The sequence below is a fragment of the Sorangium sp. So ce362 genome, from assembly GCF_051519845.1.
Lineage (GTDB): Bacteria > Myxococcota_A > Polyangia > Polyangiales > Polyangiaceae > Sorangium.
The window spans coordinates 11,829,938-11,850,335 of sequence record NZ_CP150332.1 but is presented as its reverse complement, the minus strand read 5'-3'; the positions used below and the strand labels follow the sequence as shown (position 1 = coordinate 11,850,335).

21 protein-coding genes are annotated in these 20,398 nt (G+C 70.9%); 20 read left to right on the top strand and 1 reads right to left on the bottom strand.

The genetic code is table 11. The features are described 5' to 3' along the window. The first annotated feature begins 106 nt into the window (after positions 1-106). Entirely contained in the window at positions 107-904 is a 798-nt protein-coding gene (hisN, locus tag WMF17_RS45435; RefSeq protein ID WP_437647157.1) for a histidinol-phosphatase, read from the top strand. 23 nt (positions 905-927) lie between these two features. Here the strand turns inward: hisN and WMF17_RS45430 are convergent, their stop codons facing one another. After that, positions 928-1,608: a TetR/AcrR family transcriptional regulator gene (locus WMF17_RS45430; protein WP_437647155.1), complete on the bottom strand. Its 681-nt coding sequence runs from the start codon at positions 1,606-1,608 to the stop codon at positions 928-930. Between the two features lie 115 nt (positions 1,609-1,723). Between WMF17_RS45430 and WMF17_RS45425 the strand changes: the two genes are divergently transcribed. The 19 genes from WMF17_RS45425 (at position 1,724) to gspN (ending at position 20,373) form a co-directional block, all read left to right on the top strand. Continuing rightward, on the top strand, positions 1,724-2,323 hold the full coding sequence (locus WMF17_RS45425) for a hypothetical protein (protein ID WP_437647153.1): 600 nt from the start codon (positions 1,724-1,726) through the stop codon (positions 2,321-2,323). A 32-nt stretch (positions 2,324-2,355) separates the two neighbouring features. Next, a complete protein-coding gene (locus WMF17_RS45420; RefSeq protein ID WP_437599780.1) occupies positions 2,356-2,739 on the top strand; it encodes a (2Fe-2S) ferredoxin domain-containing protein in 384 nt (127 codons plus the stop codon). A gap of 14 nt (positions 2,740-2,753) precedes the next feature. Continuing rightward, positions 2,754-3,197: a hypothetical protein gene (locus WMF17_RS45415; protein WP_437599779.1), complete on the top strand. Its 444-nt coding sequence runs from the start codon at positions 2,754-2,756 to the stop codon at positions 3,195-3,197. A 2-nt stretch (positions 3,198-3,199) separates the two neighbouring features. Next, positions 3,200-3,757 carry an isochorismatase family protein gene (locus WMF17_RS45410; protein ID WP_437599778.1) on the top strand — a complete coding sequence of 186 codons (558 nt, stop codon included), beginning with the start codon at positions 3,200-3,202 and terminating at the stop codon, positions 3,755-3,757. A gap of 128 nt (positions 3,758-3,885) precedes the next feature. Continuing rightward, positions 3,886-5,298, top strand: a complete 1,413-nt coding sequence (locus tag WMF17_RS45405) for a sigma-54-dependent transcriptional regulator (protein WP_437599777.1) — start codon at positions 3,886-3,888, stop codon at positions 5,296-5,298. Positions 5,299-5,506: 208 nt separating this feature from the next. Next, positions 5,507-6,481 carry a type II secretion system protein GspC gene (gene gspC / locus WMF17_RS45400; protein ID WP_437599776.1) on the top strand — a complete coding sequence of 325 codons (975 nt, stop codon included), beginning with the start codon at positions 5,507-5,509 and terminating at the stop codon, positions 6,479-6,481. Positions 6,482-6,523: 42 nt separating this feature from the next. Continuing rightward, positions 6,524-6,826, top strand: coding sequence for a hypothetical protein (locus tag WMF17_RS45395; protein WP_437647151.1), 303 nt, complete (start codon positions 6,524-6,526; stop codon positions 6,824-6,826). A 54-nt stretch (positions 6,827-6,880) separates the two neighbouring features. After that, the gene (gene gspD / locus WMF17_RS45390) at positions 6,881-9,442 is read left to right on the top strand and encodes a type II secretion system secretin GspD (RefSeq protein ID WP_437599774.1); all 2,562 of its coding nucleotides are present in this window, start codon (positions 6,881-6,883) and stop codon (positions 9,440-9,442) included. Further along, positions 9,439-11,214 carry a type II secretion system ATPase GspE gene (gene gspE / locus WMF17_RS45385; protein ID WP_437599773.1) on the top strand — a complete coding sequence of 592 codons (1,776 nt, stop codon included), beginning with the start codon at positions 9,439-9,441 and terminating at the stop codon, positions 11,212-11,214. Before gspD ends, gspE begins: the two co-directional genes overlap by 4 nt. Positions 11,215-11,222: 8 nt before the next feature. Then, positions 11,223-12,449, top strand: coding sequence for a type II secretion system inner membrane protein GspF (gspF, locus tag WMF17_RS45380; RefSeq protein WP_437599772.1), 1,227 nt, complete (start codon positions 11,223-11,225; stop codon positions 12,447-12,449). 8 nt (positions 12,450-12,457) lie between these two features. Then, positions 12,458-12,871 (top strand): type II secretion system protein GspG, encoded by a 414-nt coding sequence (locus WMF17_RS45375; RefSeq protein WP_437647149.1) that lies wholly within the window; start codon positions 12,458-12,460, stop codon positions 12,869-12,871. Between the two features lie 38 nt (positions 12,872-12,909). After that, positions 12,910-13,314, top strand: a complete 405-nt coding sequence (locus WMF17_RS45370; RefSeq protein WP_437599770.1) for a prepilin-type N-terminal cleavage/methylation domain-containing protein — start codon at positions 12,910-12,912, stop codon at positions 13,312-13,314. Positions 13,315-13,336: 22 nt separating this feature from the next. Further along, the gene (locus tag WMF17_RS45365; protein WP_437599769.1) at positions 13,337-14,038 is read left to right on the top strand and encodes a pilus assembly FimT family protein; all 702 of its coding nucleotides are present in this window, start codon (positions 13,337-13,339) and stop codon (positions 14,036-14,038) included. Further along, a complete protein-coding gene (locus WMF17_RS45360; RefSeq protein ID WP_437647147.1) occupies positions 14,038-14,712 on the top strand; it encodes a type IV pilus modification PilV family protein in 675 nt (224 codons plus the stop codon). The genes WMF17_RS45365 and WMF17_RS45360 overlap by 1 nt, the downstream gene beginning before the upstream one ends. A 2-nt stretch (positions 14,713-14,714) precedes the next feature. Continuing rightward, complete coding sequence (locus WMF17_RS45355) at positions 14,715-15,428, top strand: type II secretion system protein GspJ (RefSeq protein WP_437599767.1); 714 nt, start codon at positions 14,715-14,717, stop codon at positions 15,426-15,428. A 3-nt stretch (positions 15,429-15,431) separates the two neighbouring features. Beyond that, positions 15,432-16,919 carry a general secretion pathway protein GspK gene (locus tag WMF17_RS45350; RefSeq protein ID WP_437599766.1) on the top strand — a complete coding sequence of 496 codons (1,488 nt, stop codon included), beginning with the start codon at positions 15,432-15,434 and terminating at the stop codon, positions 16,917-16,919. 27 nt (positions 16,920-16,946) lie between these two features. Continuing rightward, on the top strand, positions 16,947-18,464 hold the full coding sequence (gene pilM / locus WMF17_RS45345; protein WP_437599765.1) for a type IV pilus biogenesis protein PilM: 1,518 nt from the start codon (positions 16,947-16,949) through the stop codon (positions 18,462-18,464). After that, positions 18,461-19,057: a hypothetical protein gene (locus WMF17_RS45340; protein WP_437599764.1), complete on the top strand. Its 597-nt coding sequence runs from the start codon at positions 18,461-18,463 to the stop codon at positions 19,055-19,057. Before pilM ends, WMF17_RS45340 begins: the two co-directional genes overlap by 4 nt. Continuing rightward, positions 19,054-20,373 (top strand): type II secretion system protein GspN, encoded by a 1,320-nt coding sequence (gene gspN / locus WMF17_RS45335; RefSeq protein WP_437647146.1) that lies wholly within the window; start codon positions 19,054-19,056, stop codon positions 20,371-20,373. The genes WMF17_RS45340 and gspN overlap by 4 nt, the downstream gene beginning before the upstream one ends. Positions 20,374-20,398: the final 25 nt, after the last annotated feature.

Here is a 20,398-nt window from a genome sequence, read left to right as displayed (position 1 = left end):
ACTTTCCTCCCGCCCGCCGACGGCAAGGCGCCTCTTGCGGTGGGCGGGCGCCACGCGTACTCCAATGGCGCCCCTCAGGATCACCTCGAGCCCCACGGAGGAGACGATGACGCCTTCCCAAGACCTGATCGATCTGGCCGAGCGGCTGGCGGACGCGAGCGGCGCCGTGATCCGGCGGTATTTCCGCAAGGGCATCGAGGCCGACGACAAGGCGGACGCGAGCCCGGTCACGGTCGCGGATCGCGAGGCCGAGGCGGCGATACGGGAGCTGCTCGCGGCGCGCGCGCCGGGGCACGGGATCGTGGGAGAGGAGCTTGGCCGCGAGAACGAGGGGGCAGAGCTCGTGTGGGTGCTCGATCCCATCGACGGGACGAAGGCGTTCATCACGGGCAAGCCGCTCTTCGGAACGCTCATCGCCCTGCTGCACCGGGGGAAGCCGGTGCTCGGCGTCATCGACCAGCCCGTGCTCGGCGATCGCTGGCTCGGCGCCCTGGGCCGGCCGACGCTCTTCAACGGCAGCCCGGCGCGCGTCCGCGCCTGCGCGGGGCTGTCCCTGGCGCGCCTCTCCACCACGGGCCCGCAGTACTTCCCGCCCGCGGCGGCGCGCGCCTTCGGGGCGGTCGCGGCCCGGGCGAAGCTCCTGAGCTACGGCGGCGACTGCTACCAGTACGGCCTCGTGGCGAGCGGCAGCATCGACGTGGTCGTCGAGCACGGCCTCAAGCTCCACGACTTCGCGGCGCTCGTCCCCGTGATCACCGGCGCCGGCGGGCTCATGACCGACTGGGAGGGGCGCCCGCTCGACGCAGCGAGCGCCGGCGATGTGGTGGCCGCCGGCGACCCGCGCGCCCACGCCGAGGTGCTCGCCGCGCTCCGCGCCGGCCTACCGGAGCGGGACGCTCGCTGACGGTGGCGCGCCGGAGCCTTGCCTCATGCCCGGAGCCCTCGGTACTGGAGGGCGAGGGCGTTCTTCAGCACCGGGTCCAGCGCTGCGCCGAGCGTCACGAAGCCGCTGAGCCAGGACAGGAGCGCCGCGAAGTAGAGGGCGAACACGTTGTGCGCCGCGGCGAGCGGGTCGATGTCGCAGCCCACCTCGCCGCGCGCCTGGGCGTCGCGCACGAGGCCCGCGATGCGGTGCAGGAACGCGAACGTGAGGGCGTTCAGCCGCTCTCCGTTCGGGCCTGACGCGCCGGGGAAGGCCTTCACGAACGCCTGCGACACGACCGGCTGCTCGCCGTACATCGCGAACAGCTGCTGGAACACGTGGAGCAGCTGGGGGAGCAGGGGCTCTCTCCGCGGCAGCGTCTCGAACGCCGCGTCGACCGCGGCCGCGAGCCGGTCGTGCATCACCATCATGAGCAGGTCGGCCTTGTCGCGCGCGTGCACGAACACCGTCCCCGCCGCGACCTCCGCGCGCTCCGCCACCGCCTTTGTCGTCGTGCCGTCGTAACCGAGCTCGGTGAAGAGCGCCCACGCGGCGTCCCGGATCCGGCGGCGGGTGTCGAGCTTCTGCTGGGCGCGACCGCCGCGCTCGGGCGCCGGCGCCGGAGGCGCGTCCGGCGAGGCGGCTCCCTTCCGGCGCCTCGCCGCCATCTGGCTGACCTTGCTCATCGACTGCGCAATGTGTTGCCGCACCTGTCCCCAAGTCAAGCCGGATCTCCTTGACAGATCAGCCTCGATGAATGACCATGGTCAGTGACTGAAGTCATTGAACGAGGGTGGTGCCATGGCGCTTGTGCATTACGACGACGGCCTCACGATGCGGGAGGCGCGGGCGATCTACTTCGAGGTGAACCGGTTCGGCGCAGACGGCGGGTACGGGGATGCGTGGGTCGACTTCAAGCTCGGCCCGCTGCCCGTCCCGTTCCCGAACACCCAGGGGCGCGTGCGGGCGGTGCGGTACCACGACCTGCACCACGTGCTCACGGGCTACGACACGAACACGATCGGCGAGTTCGAGATCTCGGCCTGGGAGCTCGGCGCCGGCTGCAAGGACTTCGTCGCGGCGTGGCAGCTCAACCTGGGCGGTCTCTTCGCGGGGCTGCTCTCGGCCCCGCGCCGGACGGTGCGGGCGTTCCTCCGCGGCCGCCGCAGCGAGAGCCTGTACGGTCGCCCCTTCGAGGAGCTGCTGGGCCGCACGGTGGGCGATCTCCGCAGGGAGATGCGCGTGGATGCGCCTTTTCCCAGCCCGACGGCGCTCGACGTGCTCTGGCTCGCGCTCGCGAGCCTCGCGGGGCTCGTTGTGGGCGCCGTGGGGTTCGCGCTCGCGCTCGTCGTGGCGCCGATCGGGCTCGTGAACCTCGCGCTGCGCCGGCGCCTGGCTTGACCTGGCGCCCGCCCCGCACGAGGATCCGCCCCGTGCCCCAGCGAAAACGCTACCTCTTCGTCTGCGTCAACCGCCGCCCGGACGGGGTCCCCAAGGGCTCCTGCGCCCAGCGCGGCGCCGAGGGCATCCACGCGCAGCTCAAGGCCGCCCTCGCCGAGCGCGGCCTCGCGAAGCTCGAGGCGCGCGCCTGCTCCGCCAGCTGCCTCGACGTCTGCTGGGTCGGCCCCGTCATCGCCGTCGAGCCCGACGGCTACTTCTACGGCCGCGTGACCCCCGCGGACATCCCGGAGATCGTCGACGCCCTCGCCGCGGGCCGCCGCGTCGAGCGGCTCGTGCTCCCGCCCGAGGACTTCACCGAGGCCACGGCCGGCCCGCCGCTGCCGGCGCCGCCCCGCGGCGCGCCCCCGGAGGCGTGATGGGCGGAGGCGTGATGCGCGGCTTCGAGTTCTGCGAGACCATGGCCGGGAGCTTCCACCTCGTCGAGTCCCCCGCCGACGAGCGGCCCATGTCGTTCACCATCCGCGCGCGCTCGCGCGGCCTCCTCGACTTCCTGCGCAGGCCCGAGGTCGAGATCGAGGGCGAGATCGACGCCGAGGGGTTCGCCGACCACCGCTACCTGTCCGGGCGGCTCGGCCTCGATCTCGCGCGCACCGGCACCCTGCCCTACTCGTTCGAGTTCACCGCGAACGACGGCCGCCGCTGCGCGTTCGCCGGCCGGAAGACCGTGCGCCCCCGCGATCTCCTGGCGTCGATGACCGTCCTGCCCGGGGTCCTCGTCGGCGACGGGGGCGCCGTCCTCGGCGAGGCGCTCCTCCGCTTCGACCTGCGGAGCGACCTGCTCCGGTTCCTCAGGAGCTTCCGGACCACGAGGTAGCCATGCGAAGGATCGACCCCTCCACCAGCGCGGTCATCGTCATCGACGTCCAGGAGAAGCTCGCGGCCGCGATGCCGGCGCCCCAGATGGACGCCCTGACCCGCGCGGCCACGGTGCTGATCGAGGCGGCGCGGCGGCTCGGCGCGGCGGTCATCGCGACCGAGCAGTACCCCGCCGGGCTCGGGCGCACGGTCGCGCCCATCGCCGAGAAGCTCGCCCACGCGGGCGCGCCGGTCATCCACAAGCTGGAGTTCTCCGCCTGCGACGCGCTCGATTTCGAGCGCGCCTTCAACGAGCGCGCGCCCCGCGCCGCCATCGTCGTCGGCATGGAGGCGCACGTCTGCGTCTTCCAGACCGTGCGCGAGCTCGCCGCCCGCGGCGTCGCGGTCCACGTGCCGCTCGACGGCGTCGCCTCGCGCCGCGACGACCACCGGCTCGCCGGCCTCGACCTCTGCCGCGCCGCAGGCGCCACAATCACCACCGCCGAGACCGTCGTCTTCGACTGGCTCAGGGTCGCCGGAACGGACGACTTCAAGCACCTGTCGAAGCTCATCCGCTGAGACGGCCCCCCTCTCCGCCGCAGCGCGCGGCGACAAGGTCGCCGTGTCAATTTGTCAGCCGCCGGCTCGGACGTTGTCAGACTCGTGCTCAGCTGGACACGGCGGCGCCGCCTGTGACATGGTGACGCATGGCTGACGATCTGGCACAAGGCGGAGCTCCCCCGAGCGCGCCGCCGCCCGCCGGCGCCGCGCCGCCGCCCGGCGCGCCGACGGTCCTCGTGGTCGACGACGAGCCGTCGAACGTCGCCTCGATCGAGAAGATCTTCCAGCGCGACGGCATGCGCGTCATCACGGCGGACAGCGCGAAGACGGCGCTCGAGATCGTGCGCAGCCGCCGCGTCGAGGTCGTCCTCACCGACCTCATGATGCCGGGGGTCAGCGGGCTCGAGCTGCTCCGCGCGCTGAAGCAGCTCGCGCCCGACACCGAGGTCGTGATGATGACCGCGTACGGCACCGTCGAGACCGCGGTCCAGGCCATGCGCGAGGGCGCTTACGACTTCGTGGAGAAGCCGCTCAAGCGGATGACGATCATCAAGAGCGTCCGCAAGGCCGCCGAGCGCCAGTCGCTCGTCGCCGAGAATCGCTCGCTGCGGCAAGAGATCAAGCTGCTCATGAAGCGCGAGATCGTCGGCTCGAGCCCGACGCTCCGCCGCGTGCTCGACATCGCGACCCAGGCGGCGCCCTCGAGCGCCACGGTGCTCGTGCTCGGCGAGAGCGGCACCGGCAAGGAGCTGCTCGCGCGCTTCATCCACGAGCGCAGCGCGCGGTCGCGGGGGCCGTTCGTCGCGGTCAACTGCGCGGCCATCCCGGAGACCATCCTCGAGGCCGAGCTCTTCGGCCACGAGCGCGGCGCGTTCACCGGCGCCCTCGCGAAGCGCGACGGCCGCTTCGCCAAGGCGGCCGGCGGCACGCTGTTCCTCGACGAGATCGGCGAGCTCTCGCCGGCGGTGCAGGTGAAGCTCCTCCGCGTGCTGCAGGAGGGCGAGTACGAGCCCGTCGGCGGCGACACGGTCCGCGCCGACGTGCGCGTCGTCGCGGCCACCAACAAGGACCTCCGCGCCGAGGTCGCCGCGGGGCGCTTCCGCGAGGACCTGTTCTACCGGCTCAACGTGATCGCGATCACGGCGCCCCCGCTCCGGACCCGGCGCGAGGACATCCCGCTCCTCGTCGACCACTTCCTCGGCGTCTACTGCTCGAAGAACAACCGCCCCCGCCTGGAGGCGCCGCGCGACGTGCTCGCGCGCCTGACCGACTACACGTGGCCAGGCAACGTCCGCGAGCTCGAGAACGTGATCGAGCGCGCCGTGGTGCTCTGCCGCGGCGACCAGATCTCGGTCGACGACCTGCCCGACTTCATCCGCGAGGCCGCCCCCGCCGAGCCGAGCTCGCTCACGTTCTCGGTCGGCACGCCCCTCGACGAGGTCGAGCGCCGGCTCATCCGCGAGACGCTCCGGCACGCCCGCGGGGACAAGTCCGTGGCCGCGCAGCTGCTCGGCATCTCCACCCGCACGATCTACCGAAAGCTCGGCGAGCTGGAGTGACCCCGCGCGCGCCGCCCGGCGGACCGGGCGCGCTCCGGCGCGCCGGCACCCCCCGTGAAGATCCGCTTGTCACTTTGGCAAGGGAGGCTGTCCCGCGCGCCTCGGGTGCGTCACCTTGGCGGGGCAACCTCCGAATTTCCGTGAAAAAGCGGGGGAACTGCCAGCGATTGACCCCTGGCATGGAACCCGCTTAGAGGAGCATGGGCGCATGGGCATCGACGCGATCCTGAAGCGGTATTTTCCCTGGCTCTTGGGCGTGCTGATCGCGCTTGCCGCCTATTTCCAGGCGTCTGGCATGGGTCAGCTCGTGGCCTCGAGCGTCGCGGTCGACGCGCCGCCGGCGCCGGTCAGCCCGCCGCCGCGATCGCCGTCGTTCGGGTCGACCGCGAACACGGACCACGCGACGCACGCCGGGCCGATCCTCTCGCGCAACCCGTTCGACTCGGTGACCGGGCCGCTCGACGGCAAGCCGGTCGAGCTCCCGACCATCGAGCAGGAGATGAACAACAAGGACCCGTACGCGGACCCGTCGTGCGACGGCGCCCGCGTCCTGCTCATCACGCAGGCCGACGATCCCGAGTGGTCGTTCGCGGCCATGGCCGGCTCGGACGGCAAGGCGATCTTGCGGCGGCAGGGGGATGAGATCAGCGGGCAGACCGTTTACTACGTGGGGTGGGACCGGGTCTGGCTGACCTCCGGCAGCTCGCGGTGCCAGTCCATCGTGGGCGGCAAGAACGCCGGCGCGCGCACCGCCGCGGCGCCGACGCCCGCGCCCGCGCCGACGGCCACGACGTCGAAGGCGACCGCCCGCGGCGGCAAGAAGGTCCCGCCCGAGATCGCCTCGAAGATCCAGCGGGTGAGCGAGACGGAGTTCAACGTGGAGCGCAGCGCCGTCGACCATATCCTCGAGAACCAGGGCGAGCTGATGCGCTCTGCGCGTATCGTCCCCGAAAAGGAAGGCGACAAGGTGGTCGGGATCCGTCTCTTCGGGATTCGACCGGACTCGCTGCTCGGGACGCTCGGGCTGGAGAACGGCGATCGGCTGTCCAGCATCAACGGGTTTGAGATGAGCGATCCGCAGAAGGCCCTCGAGGCCTATGCGCGGCTCCGGACGGCGGACCGGCTCACGGTGAGCATCAACCGCAAGGGCAAGCCGATGAACATCGACTTCAACATCAAATGAGCGCTGCGGACTGAATTCCAGGGACGAAAGCAGGGTAGTGGCATGGCGCGATGGATAGGTAGATTGAACGAGGGGAGCCTGCTCCGCCGAACGCTGGTGTATATCGGCACGTTCGTCCTCGGCTCACTCACGTTCGTCGGGGTCACGAGCCTGGTCCTCGTGTCGGTCGCCAAGACCGTCCTGCCGCCCCACGGCGCCGATGGATCCGCGTCGGACACGGCGGAGCAGGCCGAGGGCGAGGCCACCACCGGGACGAGCAAGAGCGCCCTGGGCAGGACATCCCGCTCGAAGCGGCCGCGGCCCCCCTCGCCGGCCGAGCGCGAAGGCGCGCCGAGCGCCGACTGAGCGGCGCCGCCCCCCCTCCATACCAACCCCACGCAGAGAATATCGAGCCGACTGATGGTGATGACGACCCTCGAGCGACCCTGCTGCCTCCGGAGGAGGCTCCTCGCCGCGCCGGTGGCGGCGCTCGTGCTCGCCGCGGCGGCCCCGCCGGCCGCAGCGCAGCCCGCGAATCGCAGCACCCCCGTGCTGCGGACCCCTGGCCAGGGCACGCCGGCGCCCGGCCGCCCCGGGGCCCCCTCGACAGCGCCGGGCGCTCCCGCTGCAGGCGCGCCGGGCGCCGCGGGCGAACCGGGGGACGACCCGCTCGCCGGGGTCAAGCAAGGGGTCCAGGAGATCGAGTTCAAGCCGAAGCCCGGCGGCTACAAGGTCAGCTTCAACCTCGACGAGGCCGACCTGCCCGAGCTGGTGAAGGCGATCAGCAACATCACAGGGCGCAGGTTCATCTACGGCGGCAAGCTCCGGCAGATCAAGGCCACGGTGTACGCGCCGGAGAAGGTGACCGTCGCCGAGGCGTACAGCGCGTTCCTGTCGATCCTCGCCTCGAACGACCTCACCGTCATCCCCCACGGCCGCTTCCTCAAGATCGTGGAGACGCCCGGCGCGGTCTCGGAGACGACCCCCATATTCGGCACCGCCGCGCCCGTGCCCGCGGAGGACCGGTTCGTCACCCGCCTGTACCGGCTGTCCCATATCGACGCCAACGACGCGGGCGGCGTCCTGACCAAGTTCAAATCGAAGGACGGCGACGTCACCGTCTACCCGCCCGGCAACCTGCTCATCATCACGGACACCGGGTCGAACATCCAGCGCATGCTCCGGATCGTCGAGGAGATCGACGTCGGCGGCGCCGGCGACCAGCTGTGGGTGCAGCCGGTCCACTATGGCTCCGCCGCGGAGGTCGCGACGAAGCTGAACGAGATCGTGGACCCGAGGGCCGGCGGCGGCGGCGGCGGCAGGGCCGGCAGGGGCGCTCCGGGCGCGGGCGGCACCGGCGCGCGCATCATCGCCGACGACAGGACCAACTCGCTCATCATCACCGCCTCCGAGCCGGACTACCTGCGCGTCCTCGGCATCCTGAAGCGCCTCGACGTGCCGCAGTCGGGGGAGGGGCAGGTCCACGTGCTCTCGCTCCAGCACGCCGGCTGCAAGGAGCTGTCGGCGACGCTGAACCAGGTCCTCGGCGGCAGCGGGGGCGGCGGCGGCGGCGCCGCCGTGGGCGGCAGGGCGGCCGCGCGCAACGCGCCTGCGGTGCCCGGCTCGACCGACGACATCTTCGAGGGCCAGGTCAAGGTCACCTGCGACGAGGCGAGCAACAAGCTCCTCATCACCTCGTCGCCCCACGATTACGCCCAGCTGCGCACCGTGATCGACCAGCTCGACGAGCCGCGGCGGCAGGTGTTCATCGAGGCCGTGATCATGGACGTCGACGTCAAGCGCTCGCTCGACTTCGGCATCGGCTACCACGCCGGCGCGCCGTTCACCGGCCAGGCGGCGGACGACAGCGTGATCTACGGCGGCAACAACATCGTCCCCTCGGTCGGCGGCCTGCCGACGCAGCTCGGCGCGCTCGCGCTGGGCGTCCGGGGCCCCGAGATCCAGGGCACGAGCAACATCCTCGGGACGGGCATCTCGATCCCGGCGTTCGGCGTCGTCCTCCACGCGCTGGCCCAGGACGGCGACTCCAACATCCTCGCGACGCCGCACATCCTCGCGACCGACAACGTGCCGGCCGAGATCTCGATCGGCCAGAACATCCCGCTCCAGACCAACGTGGGCGGCGGCGGGCTCGGCCAGCTCGCGAGCCTCGCGGGCGGCGCGGGCGGCGCGGCGGGGGCGCTCGGCGGCCTCGGCGGCCTGCTCGGCGGGCTCGGCGGGCTCGGCGGCACGGCCGCGCGCCAGGACGTCGGCACGAAGATCAAGGTCATCCCCCACGTCAACGACTCGGACCAGGTGCGGCTGGAGCTCACCGAGGAGATCTCGGACGCCGGCGCCCCCCTGGGCGCGCTCGGCGCGATCCCCATCAACAAGCGCACCGCGAGCACGACCCTCGTCGTCAGGGATCAGCAGACCGTGGTGATCGGCGGCCTGGTGCGCGACGCCCAGACCAGCCAGGAGACCAAGATCCCGGTGCTGGGGGACATCCCGGTGCTCGGATTCCTGTTCCGGCAGCGGGTCAAGACCATGACCAAGGCGAACCTGCTCCTCGTGCTGACGCCCTACGTCATCCGCGACCAGGAGGACCTCCGGGCCATCTTCGAGCGCAAGATGCAGGAGCGACAGGAGTTCATCGATCGCTACTTCGTCTTCAGCGACAGCGCCGCCTGGGAGCCGCCGCGCGACTTCAGCCGGGCGAACGGGCTCGTCGAGGATATCCGTCAGTCGATCCTGACCGAGGAGGAGCGGGCGCGCCTCGAGGAGGAGGCGCGGCCGAGGGTGCCGCAGGAGCACGCGCCGGTGGAGCCGGTCGGGCTGCCGACGTTCGGCGGCAAGGCCGGCGGGCCGATGGCTCCTGGTATGGTCGACATGGAGGGCGACGCGCCCCCGCCCCCGAACGTTGCGCCGCCGGCGCGCCCGCGGCGACCGGTCGGCGGACGGCAGATGGAGCGCGTCGAATGAGCATGCAGCAGCAGTACCTCGGCGAGATCCTGGTCCGGCGGGGCGTCGTCCCCGCGGAGCGGCTCGCGCCGCTCTACGACACCGTCCGCGAGCGCGGGCAGCTGCTCGCGGACCTCATCGTCTCCTCCAACATCGCCGACGAGGCGAGCATCGCGAAGGCGCTCGCCGAGGAGTGCGAGGTCGGCCTCCTCCCGCGCATCGACATCGACGCGGTGCCGCTCGAGCTCGCGAGCCGGGTGCCGATCACCTACGCCAAGCAGCACAAGATCCTGCCGCTCGCCGAGCAGGACGGGGTCGTCTACTGCGCGGTCGCCGACCCCCTCGACACGACCGCGATCGATGACGTGCGGGCGCTGTTCGGCAAGCCGGTCGAGATCGCGGTCGCCACGAGCGACGCGGTGCTGAACGCGATCAACCGCATCTGGGAGCGCAAGGAGGACGGCGGCGCGAAGCTCGAGGGCGACACGGCGCTCGAGGAGGACAACCTCGTCGACATCATCGACTCGGACGACGACGCCCCGATCATCGCCTGGGTCAACGGCCTCTTCGCGCAGGCGGTCCGCGAGCGGGCGAGCGACATCCACATCGAGCCCGAGGAGCGCGACGTCGTCGTCCGCTACCGGATCGACGGCGAGCTCTACATCGCGAAGCGCGCCTCGAAGCAGTTCATGGCGCCGATCATCGCCCGCGTGAAGATCATGGCGTCGCTCAACATCGCCGAGAAGCGGCTGCCCCAGGACGGCCGCATCACCCTGAAGATCGCGGGCAACAGCGTCGACATCCGCGTCTCGACGGTGCCGACGAGCCGCGGCTTCGAGCGGATCGTGATGCGCATCCTGCACAAGGCGTCGGTCCTGCTCGGGCTCGACGACCTCGGCTTCGCGCCGCGCGAGTACGCCATCATGGACGCGCTCATCCAGCGGCCGGACGGCATCATCCTCGTCACCGGCCCGACCGGCAGCGGCAAGACGACGACGCTCTACGCCTGCCTCAACCGGATCAACGAGCCGAGCCGGAACATCCTCACCGCCGAGGACCCGGTCGAGTACGAGATCGGCGGCATCCACCAGATCCACGTCCACCCCGGCATCGGGCTCACCTTCGCCTCGGCGCTCCGCGCGTTCCTCCGCCAGGATCCGGACGTGATCATGGTCGGCGAGATCCGCGACAAGGAGACCGCCGAGATCGCCATCCACGCGTCGCTGACCGGCCACCTCGTGCTCTCGACCATCCACACGAACGACGCGGCCGGCGCCGTGACGCGCCTCGTCGAGATGGAGATCGAGCCGTTCCTCGTGCGGAGCAGCGTGATCGGCATCCTCGCCCAGCGCCTCGTGCGCCTGCTCTGCCCGGCGTGCAAGGTCGCCTACCGCCCCTCGGACTACGAGCTCCAGCAGCTCGGCCTCGACCAGGACCGGATCGCCTGGAAGGTGCGGCGCAAGGTCTCGAACCGCTACAGCGTGCACGGGCAGAAATATGACTACATCGGGCAGGACCTCGACCGGGCGGTGTTCTACAAACCCGGGGGCTGCGACGCCTGCAACCAGAAGGGCTTCGTCGGCCGGCGGGGCATCTACGAGCTGATGGTCATCGACGACGCCGTGGGTCCGCTCATCCTGAAGAGCGCAGACGCGCAGACCATCAAGCGGGTCGCCATCTCCCAGGGGATGGATACGCTCCGCGACGACGGGGCGCGCAAGGTGCTCAAGGGCATCACCACCGTCGAGGAGGTCCTCGCGGCGACGCAGGAAGACGTCATCGTCGACGAGTAGGGAAGGCCGTGGCGGTATTCGAATACAAAGGCATCCTCGTCGGCACCGGCAAACCGGTCAAAGGGGTCCGCGACGCGGAGAACGCGAAGTCCCTCCGGGTCGCCCTGCGCAAGGACGGCATCATGCTCACCGGCGCGACCGAGGAGCAGGCCGCGAAGGCGAAGGCGAAGCGCGATCTCAAGCTCTTCGCCTTCGCGGGCCGCCCCTCGACGTCCGAGGTCGCCATGATGACCCGCCAGCTCGCGACGCTCATCGGCGCCGGCATCCCCCTCTTCGAGTCGCTCAACGCGCTCATCGAGCAGGTCGAGAAGGAGTCCCTGAAGCGGGCCCTCACGCAGGTGCGCGAGCAGGTGCGCGAGGGCACGAGCTTCGCGAAGGCGCTGGAGGGGCACCCCACGGTCTTCCCGCCGCTCTACGTCAGCATGGTGCGCGCCGGCGAGGCGTCCGGCACGCTCGAGGGCGTGCTGCTCCGCCTCACGGTCTTCATGGAGAACCAGGCGAAGCTCGTCGGCAAGGTGACCGCGGCCCTCGCCTACCCGGCGCTCATGGCGATCATCGGCATGGGGCTCATCTCGGTCCTCATGATCGCGGTCGTGCCGAACGTGAAGGACATCTTCGCGTCGATGGACCAGACGCTGCCCTGGTACACCTCGGCGCTCATCGGCACGTCGGCGTTCGCCTCGAGCTACTGGTGGCTCGTGCTGATCGTGATGGTCTCCGCGGTGTACGGGTTCCGCCGCTGGCTGCGCACGCCGAAGGGGCGCCTCAAGTGGGACACGTTCGTGCTCGGCGCGCCCATCTTCGGCAAGCTCATCCAGATGCTGTCCATCGCGCGCTTCGCGCGGACCCTCGCGACCCTGCTGTCGTCGGGCGTCGCGCTCCTCAGCGCGATGGACATCGTGCGGAGCGTGCTCGGCAACGCCGCCCTGGAGAAGGTCATCGCCGACGCGATCGGCTCGATCCGCGAGGGCCAGAGCATCGCCGATCCGCTGAAGCGCAGCGGCCGCTTCCCGCCGATCGTCATCCACATGATCGCCATCGGCGAGAGGAGCGGGCAGCTCGAGGCGATGCTGGAGAACGTCGCCAACGCCTACGACTCCGAGGTCGAGACCCGCGTCCAGGTGCTCACGAGCCTGCTCGAGCCGCTCATGATCGTCATCATGGGCGGCACGGTCGCGTTCATCGCGATATCCATCCTCATGCCGCTCATGCAGATGTCGAACTTCGTCGGGTAGAGGGCTTCATGGGGCGCCGGAGACACCGAGAGAGCACGATTTTCTTCCCGTGGGAGCGCGGCGGCGGGCTCTTCCGGCGGAGCGGCATGGCGCGCGCGCGGCCGTTCGCCGCTGGCCTGGGGATGGTGCTCCTGCTCCTGCTCCTCGGCGCGCGCGAGCGGCGGCTCGTGGGAATTCGCTCGACGCGCGCCACGTTGTCTGTCGTCCACGGGGCCGTCACGCTGTACCGCGCCGACCACGAGCGGCGGTGCCCGGCTTCGCTGGAAGAGCTGAAGCGCGAGGGATACCTCGCGATCGATGCGGTCGACGCCTGGGGGAGGCCGCTCCGGCTCACCTGCCCTGGCAGGACGGACGCGGAGAGATACGATCTGATGAGCGACGGTCCGGACGGCGAAATCGGCGGCCTTGACAGGGTGGAGTGAGGGACATGGAGACGAACAGGGCAAAGAGGATTCGAAGGTTGGGCCGGAGGCTCTCGCGGGGCGTGACCCTGGTCGAGGTGCTGATCGTGGTGACGATCATGGCGATCATCGCCGGCGGCGCCACGCTCGTGCTGTGGCCGAAGCTCGAGGCCGCGAAGGTCAGGAGCGCGTACACCGGCACGTCGGTCATCAAGACGGCGGCGGATCAGTACCAGAACCTCGGCGCGGGCGGCGAGGGCTGCCCGACCATGCAAGCGCTCGTGAGCGCGAAGCAGATCGACGCCAACAAGACGGACGACCCCTGGGGGCAGCCGTACCGGATCAAGTGCGAAGAGGGCGATATCCGCGTCTACTCGATCGGCAAGGACAAGAAGGAGAACACCCCGGACGACATCCGGGACAACATGAGGCAATCCGAGATCAGCAAGATCGCGGAGATGTGACGCCGACGCGGAGGGAGCGCTCATGACACGCCGCCTGCGCACGAGGGGAGTCACGCTGGTCGAGGTGCTGATCACCGTCACGGTGATCGCGCTCATCAGCGGCTCGGTGATCCTCGGCATGGGCGCGGTCACGAGCGCCCGGCTGAAGCGGAGCGCGGCGCTGGCCGCGGGCGCCGTCCGGGTCGCCTACGCCCACGCGAACGCGAAGTCGAAGCCGATGCGCCTGGTCTTCGATTTCGAGGAGCGGATGATCGTGCTCGAGGAGTCCACGGGCGAGCTCCTCGTCGAGAGGAACGACCGGACCGGCGGCGCCGCCGCGGCCACGGAGGCCGAGCGGGCGGCGGTGGCCGAGGCCGAGGCGATCCTGAAGGGGCCGCGCGCGCCGCGGCCGTCGTTCCAGCCGACGAAGGCGTTCGGCTTCGACCCCACGAGCGACAAGCCCGGCAAGGAGCTGTCGAGCGGCGTCCGCTTCCTCCAGGTGGAGACAGGGCACCAGGACGAGCCCGTGACGGAGGGGCGCGCCTACCTGTACTTCTGGCCGGGCGGCCAGACCGAGCGCGCGGCCGTCCAGCTCTCGCTCGGCGGCCAGGAGACCGAGGACGCCGTGATGACGCTGCTCGTCTCGCCCCTGACCGGCAAGACCGAGATCAGGCGAGGCAAGGTGAGCATGCCGAGGCCGCGCGACGACGCCGACGAGTCGGAGCGCGAGGACACGGGGTTCTGATGCGCGCCCGCGGCTTCACCCTGCTCGAGATCATGGTGGCGGTGGCCATCCTCGGCCTCGGGCTCACCGCGATCCTCTCCGCCCAGGCCGGCGCCTTCTCGGCGGCGGCGCACGCGCGGAACATCAGCCTCGCGAACGGGCTCGCGCGCTGCAAGATGACCGAGATCGAGGAGCGGCTCGCCAGGGACGGCCTGCCGGCGCTCGACGAGGCCGACAACGGGCCGTGCTGCGAGGGCGACGAGTCGACCTTCATCAAGTGCTCCTGGCGCATCGAGAAGCCGGAGATGCCCGAGCCCAACTACGGCGAGCTGGATCTCGATACGAACCTCGAGGGGCTCGGCGAGCTCACCAAGCCGCCCGAGTCGAGCGGCTCCGCCGCCCCGAGCGGCAGCCTCGATGATCTCGCGCAGTCGCTCGTCGGCGCGCCGGGCGGCGAAGGGAGCGGCGAGTCCGCCGGCGGGATCGCGGGGCTCCTGCAGCCGTTCGTGGACATGCTCGCGCCGACGCTCCAGCCGATCTTCGAGGCGAGCGCGCGGCGGGTGACGGTCAGGCTGACCTGGCAGCAAGGGTCGCAGGAGCACGCGCTCGAGCTCGTGCAGTGGGTCACGGTGCCCCAGATGGGCCAGCCCGACGAGACCGGCGCGGGCGGCGCGGGCCAGGGAGGAGGGGGCTGACCATGACGGCGCGAAGGGCGAGCTCTCTCCGCAGGCGCCGCGGCCGCTCGGGCGGGGTGACCCTCCTCGAGATCCTCGTCTCGATCGCCATCCTGGCGCTCATCGGGACGCTCATCTACGGCGCGTTCGACGGCATGAGCCGGTCGCGCGCGGGCATCTCGCGCATCAGCGACCGCTACCACCAGGGCCGCGGCGCGATCGCCCGCATCTCGCGCGAGCTCCAGGCGGCCTTCCTGTCCCGGCACCAGCCGGCCGACAAGAACGCCGCGGTGCGGCTCACGGCCTTCGCCGGGCAGGACTCGTCGCCCGCCGACCGCGTCGATTTCACCGCGTTCGCGCACCGGAGGCTCCTCAGGAACACGCACGAGTCGGACCAGTGCGAGATCGGCTATTTCGGCTCGCGCGACCCCGATCGCGACAAGCTCGATCTCGTGCGGAGGGAGGCGAAGGTCATCGACCTCGAGCCGACGAGGGGAGGCGTCGTCAACGTGCTCGCCGAGGACATCGAGAGCTTCAATGTCCAGTACCTCGATCCCGTCACCGGCGAGTGGGTCGACTCGTGGGACTCGACCCAGCCGGCGGCGCAGTTCGAGCGGCTCCCGTCGCAGGTGTGGGTAACGCTGGTCCTGAACGGCGGGCCGGGCGGCAAGCCCATCCAGTTCGAGACGAAGGTGCCCATCGCGATGCAGGTCCCCATCGCCTTCGGGGCCAACTGAGCCATGAGCCACCCGAGGAGCCCCCACGCCGAGGAGCGCGCCGCCCCCACCCCGCCGGGTGGACGCGGCCGCCGCCGCCTCCGGAGGCGGCGCGACCGGCGGGGCGTGGCGCTCGTCATGGTGCTCGGCGCGATCACGGTGCTCACCGTGTTCCTGACCGAGCTCCAGGAAGAGACCTCCACCGAGCTCTCCGCGGCGCTCGCCGATCGCGACGCGCTCCGGGCCGAGTACTACGCGCGGAGCGCCGTGAACCTGTCGCGGATGCTCATCGCCGCCGAGCCGAGCGTCAGCTCGACGCTCGGGCCGATGCTCGCGATCATCGGGCTCAAGGGCAATTTCCAGGTGCCGGTCTGGAAGTTCACCGACATGTTCCTCGGCCCGTTCAACGCGCAGCTCGTCGAGCCGGGCGCGGCGCCGCCCGCCGAGGCCGGCGCCGCGGCGGGCAAGAACCTCGGGCTCACCGGCGGCGGCCGCTTCGAGCTCAAGATCGTCGACGAGGACTCGAAGATCAACATCAACCGCGCCGCCGACGACGTGGGCGGCATCGCGGATCAGATCGCCGTCGGGGCACAGCTGGTCAGCCTGATGAGCCCCGCCCAGTACAATGCGCTCTTCGAGGAGCGCGACGGCGACGGCCAGTTCTCGGATCGCGCGACCATCTGCAGCGCGCTCATCGACTGGGCCGACCCCGGCGACCAGACGTTCTCCTGCGACACGTCGACGAACGCCCCGAGCTCCACCGGCGCGGAGGACAGCTTCTACCAGACGGTCGGCCTCCCCTATCAGCGCAAGAACGCCCCCTTCGACTCGTTCGAGGAGCTCCGGCTGATCCGGGGCATGAGCGACGACTTCTGGGCGACGTTCGTCGACCCGGACCCGAACAACCCGGACAAGCGGGTCCTGACCGTCTGGGGCAGCCGGAAGCAGAAGGTGAACGTGACGTCGGCGAACGCGCAGATGCTCCTCACGCTCACCTGCAGCGACCAGTTCGTGGACATCGCGACGACGCCGCTCTGCACCGACGTGAACCAGCAGACGGCGTTCCTGACCGTGGCGTCGCTCGTGCAGAGCATGACGGGCGGGATCCTCTTCCCCACCCCGAAAGATTTCGTCGACGCCATGACCCAGAAGACCGGCAATACGCTCGGGGCGATGCTCGGGCAGCAGCTCAAGGCGATGGGCGTCGAAGCGGTCAAGTTCAAGGCGAACGCCACGAAGTCCCTCGGCAACAGGACCAGCTTCCTGAGCATCTATGCCGATGGCATCGTCCCGGGGAACAAGCGTGAGACGCGCGTGCGCGTACATGCTGTGCTCGATCTCACGGGGGCAACGAAGATCACCGATAACAAGCCGGGCGGGCCGGGCTCCCCAGGGTTCGACCCCAATCAGCTCAACGCGAATCAGACCGGCGCCCCCGCGACGCCGGAGACGTACGAAAAGCAGGTACGATCGAACCCCGCCGGGACGATCATCTACTATCGCATCGAATAGGACACCCCTCCGGGAAGAAGCGCGGAAATGCACAGGCTGCTCGGGATAGATGCTGGAAAATCCGTGGTGCGGGCGGCGCTCATCCGCACCTCGTACAGGAGGGTCTTCGTCGAGGCCCTCGGCGAGGCGGCCGTCACGGACGCGGTCTCCGAGGCCGAGGCGATCCGCGCCGCCGTCGGGCTCCACCGCCCCGACGGCGCGGCGATCGCGCTCTCCGGGGAGCGGTCGTTCTACCGCCGCCTCGATCTGCCCGCGGCCGCGCACAAGGAGGTCGAGAACGTCCTCGGCTTCGAGCTCGAGGCCACGGTGCCGTTCGAGATGGAGGACGCGGTCTTCGACTACCGCGTGCTCAAGCGGCCGCTCAACGCCGAGACGCTGCCGATCTTCGCCGCGGTCGCGCGCACGGACGACGTGCGCGAGCGCATCGCCGTCGTGAAGGAGGCGCTCGGCTTCGAGCCGGAGCGCGTCGCGCTCGGCGCGGTGGCGCTCGCCAACCTCGAGGCCGTGATGCCGGAGCTCGCCTCGCCGTCGCCCGCCGGCGCGAGCGTGCCGATCGCGCTGCTCGATCTCGACCACCTCACCTCCGAGATCGTGATCCTCTCCGGCGGCGAGCCGGTCTTCGCCCGCACGCTGTCGCGGGGGACGGCCGGGCTCCCCGGCTCGGCGCCGGCGCTCGCGCGCGAGCTCCGCCAGACGCTCGCGGCGTGGCGCAACCTCGGCGGCGAGCCGCTCGCCGGGCTGTACCTCGTCGGCGGCGGCGCGACCGCCCAGGGCGCGGAGATGTTCCTGTCGACCCAGCTCGGCCTCACCATCCTGCCGCTGCCGACCCCGCGGCTCGAAGGGCTCACGCCCGAGCAGGCCACGGCGCTGCCCCGCTTCGCCAAGGCGCTCGGGCTGGCGCTCGGGCTGACGCCGAAGACCAAGGGGTTCAACCTGAGGCGGGGCGCGCTCGAGGCCGAGCGCAGCTACCCCTTCCTGCGCGAGAAGATCCCGATCCTCGCCGGCCTCGGCACCGTCATCGCGCTGAGCTTCGGGTTCTCCATCGTCGCGGAGCTGCGCACCCTCGACGCGGAGCGCGAGCTCCTGCTCGCGTCGCTCGCGACCGCCTCGCGCGACGTGCTCGGCGAGGAGACGAGCGACCCGCAGAAGGCGCGCGAGCTGCTCGACCAGGGCCCCGCCGCGGCCGACGAGGACCCGATGCCCCGCGTCGACGCCTTCGACGTCATGGTGCAGCTCTCGAAGGCCGTGCCGAAGGAGATCACGCACGACGTCCTCGAGCTCGACGTGAACCGCGGCCACGTGACCCTCCAGGGCGTCGTCCCGTCGGTGTCGGACGCGCAGATCATCGCGGATCACCTGAAGGAACACCGCTGCTTCCGCGACGTGAAGATCGGGCGGACGAGCCAGTTCACGGAGGGCAAGCACAAGTACGTCCTCGAGCTGGATCTCAAGTGCGAGGACAAGAAGAAGAAGAAGACCGGCGCCGCGGATGGAGCGGACAGCGCCTCGGCGGGCGCGCCGGATAAACCCGAGGGATCGCGATGACGCTCCGCGAGCGACTCGACAAGCTGGAGCCGCGCGAGCGCCGGCTCCTCACCATCCTCCTCGGATTCCTCGGGGTGATCGTGCTCCTGCTCGTGCCGATCGGGCTGGCGAGCATCGCCTCCGGCAAGCGCGCCGAGAACCACGAGGTGCGCGATCTGCTCCAGTCGATCTACGAGGCCTCGGGGAAGGTCAGCGAGCGAAAGGCGCAGAAGGACGCGCTGCTCGCGCGCTACGCGCGGCCTGCGCCGCCCCTCGCCGGCTTCATCGAGGACGCGGCGAAGCAGCAGGGGCTCGCCGCGGCCGAGTCGCAGGATCGCCCCGACGTCCCGCACGGCAAGAAGTACACCGAGCGGGTCACGGTGGTGAAGATGCACCGGATCGGGATGCTCGGGCTCGCCAAGATGCTCGAGCGCATCGAGAGCTCGGGCCACCCGGTCGCCGTGACGAAGCTCAACATCAAGCCGCGCGCCGGCGAGCCGGACTCGTACGAGGTGGAGCTCGGCGTCTCCGCGTTCGACCGGAAGGGCGACCCCCAGCCGGCGAGCCCTGCGCCGGCCGCGCCCGCGGCCGACGACGAGGAGCAAGAGCCATGAAGGAGCGCCTCGTCAAGATCGCGAAGTGGGCGGCCTACCCGCTCTTTTACCTCTTCTGTCTGGGCCTCTTCGGCTACCTCACGTTCCCCTACGACCGGCTCAAGGATCGGCTGATCGCCGAGTTCGATCGCACGCAGCAGAAGCGGGGCTCCGGCCCGGCGCAGCGCCTCGAGATCGACGAGCTCGACTCGTACTGGTTCACGGGCGTGGAGATGAAGGGCGTGCGGCTCATCCTGCCGCCGAACGAGCTCGGATCGAGCAGCAGGTCGAGCGGCGCCGCCGCCTTCACCTCGGGCGACGCCGCCAAGGACAGCGCGCCGAAGCCGAGCGTCATCGAGATCGAGGAGGCGCACGCCCGGGTGAAGATCCTGCCCTTCCTGATCGGGCGGACGCGGATCTCGTTCTGGGCGAGCGTGTTCGGCGGGGAGGTCGAGGGCGTGGTCCCGATGGGCAAGTCGGACGGCGACGTGCACGTCGAGGTCTCGGACGTGGAGCTCGCCCAGGTGGAGCCGCTCGGGGACATCCTCGGCCTGCCGATCGCCGGCACGCTGAGCGCGAACCTCGATCTCAGCGCGCCCGAAGGCAAGTTCAACAAGGCGAACGGCGCGCTCGAGGTCTCGGCCAAGGAGGTCTCGGTCGGCGACGGCAAGACGAAGATCCAGGGGCTCATCGCGCTCCCGGAGGCGAAGCTCGGCGAGCTCCTCCTGTCGGCGGAGGCGAAGGACGGCGTCCTCAAGATCACGAAGATGACCGCGAACGGCCGGGACCTGGAGCTCGACGGCGACGGCAAGGTCAACATGCGCGAGCCGTGGAACAACTCCACGGCGGACCTCTACGTCCGCTTCAAGTTCGCCGACGCCTACCGGTCGAAGAACGACGTCACAAAGTCGCTGCTCGGCGCGCCGGGGTCGAGCGTGCCCGGGCTGATCGAGATGCAGCAGCCCAAGATGAAGCGGTCGAAGCGCGCCGACGGTTTCTACGGCTGGCACGTCCACGGCGCGCTGAAGCGGCCGCGGTTCGATCCGCACGCGGCGGACTCGCCCGCCGCGCGGGGCCGCGGCAAGGCCGGCGACGCTGCGGGCTCGGGCGCGGCCGCGACCGCCAGGAAGCCCGGCGGCGTGAACCTCCCCCTCGGCGCCTCGGAGGCCCCCGCGCGGGACAGCGAGGAGGAGGCGAGCCCTCCTCCGCTGATGCCGCCGCCGCCGCCGCCGCCGCCGCCGCCGTCCACCGAGGATGAATCCCCCACGGGCGAGGCGCGGTCACGGCCGACGCCTCCTCCGCCCGCGGGGGGCGAGGGCGCGCCTCCGGTCGAATAGGATCTCGACCTCACGCTCCAAGGAC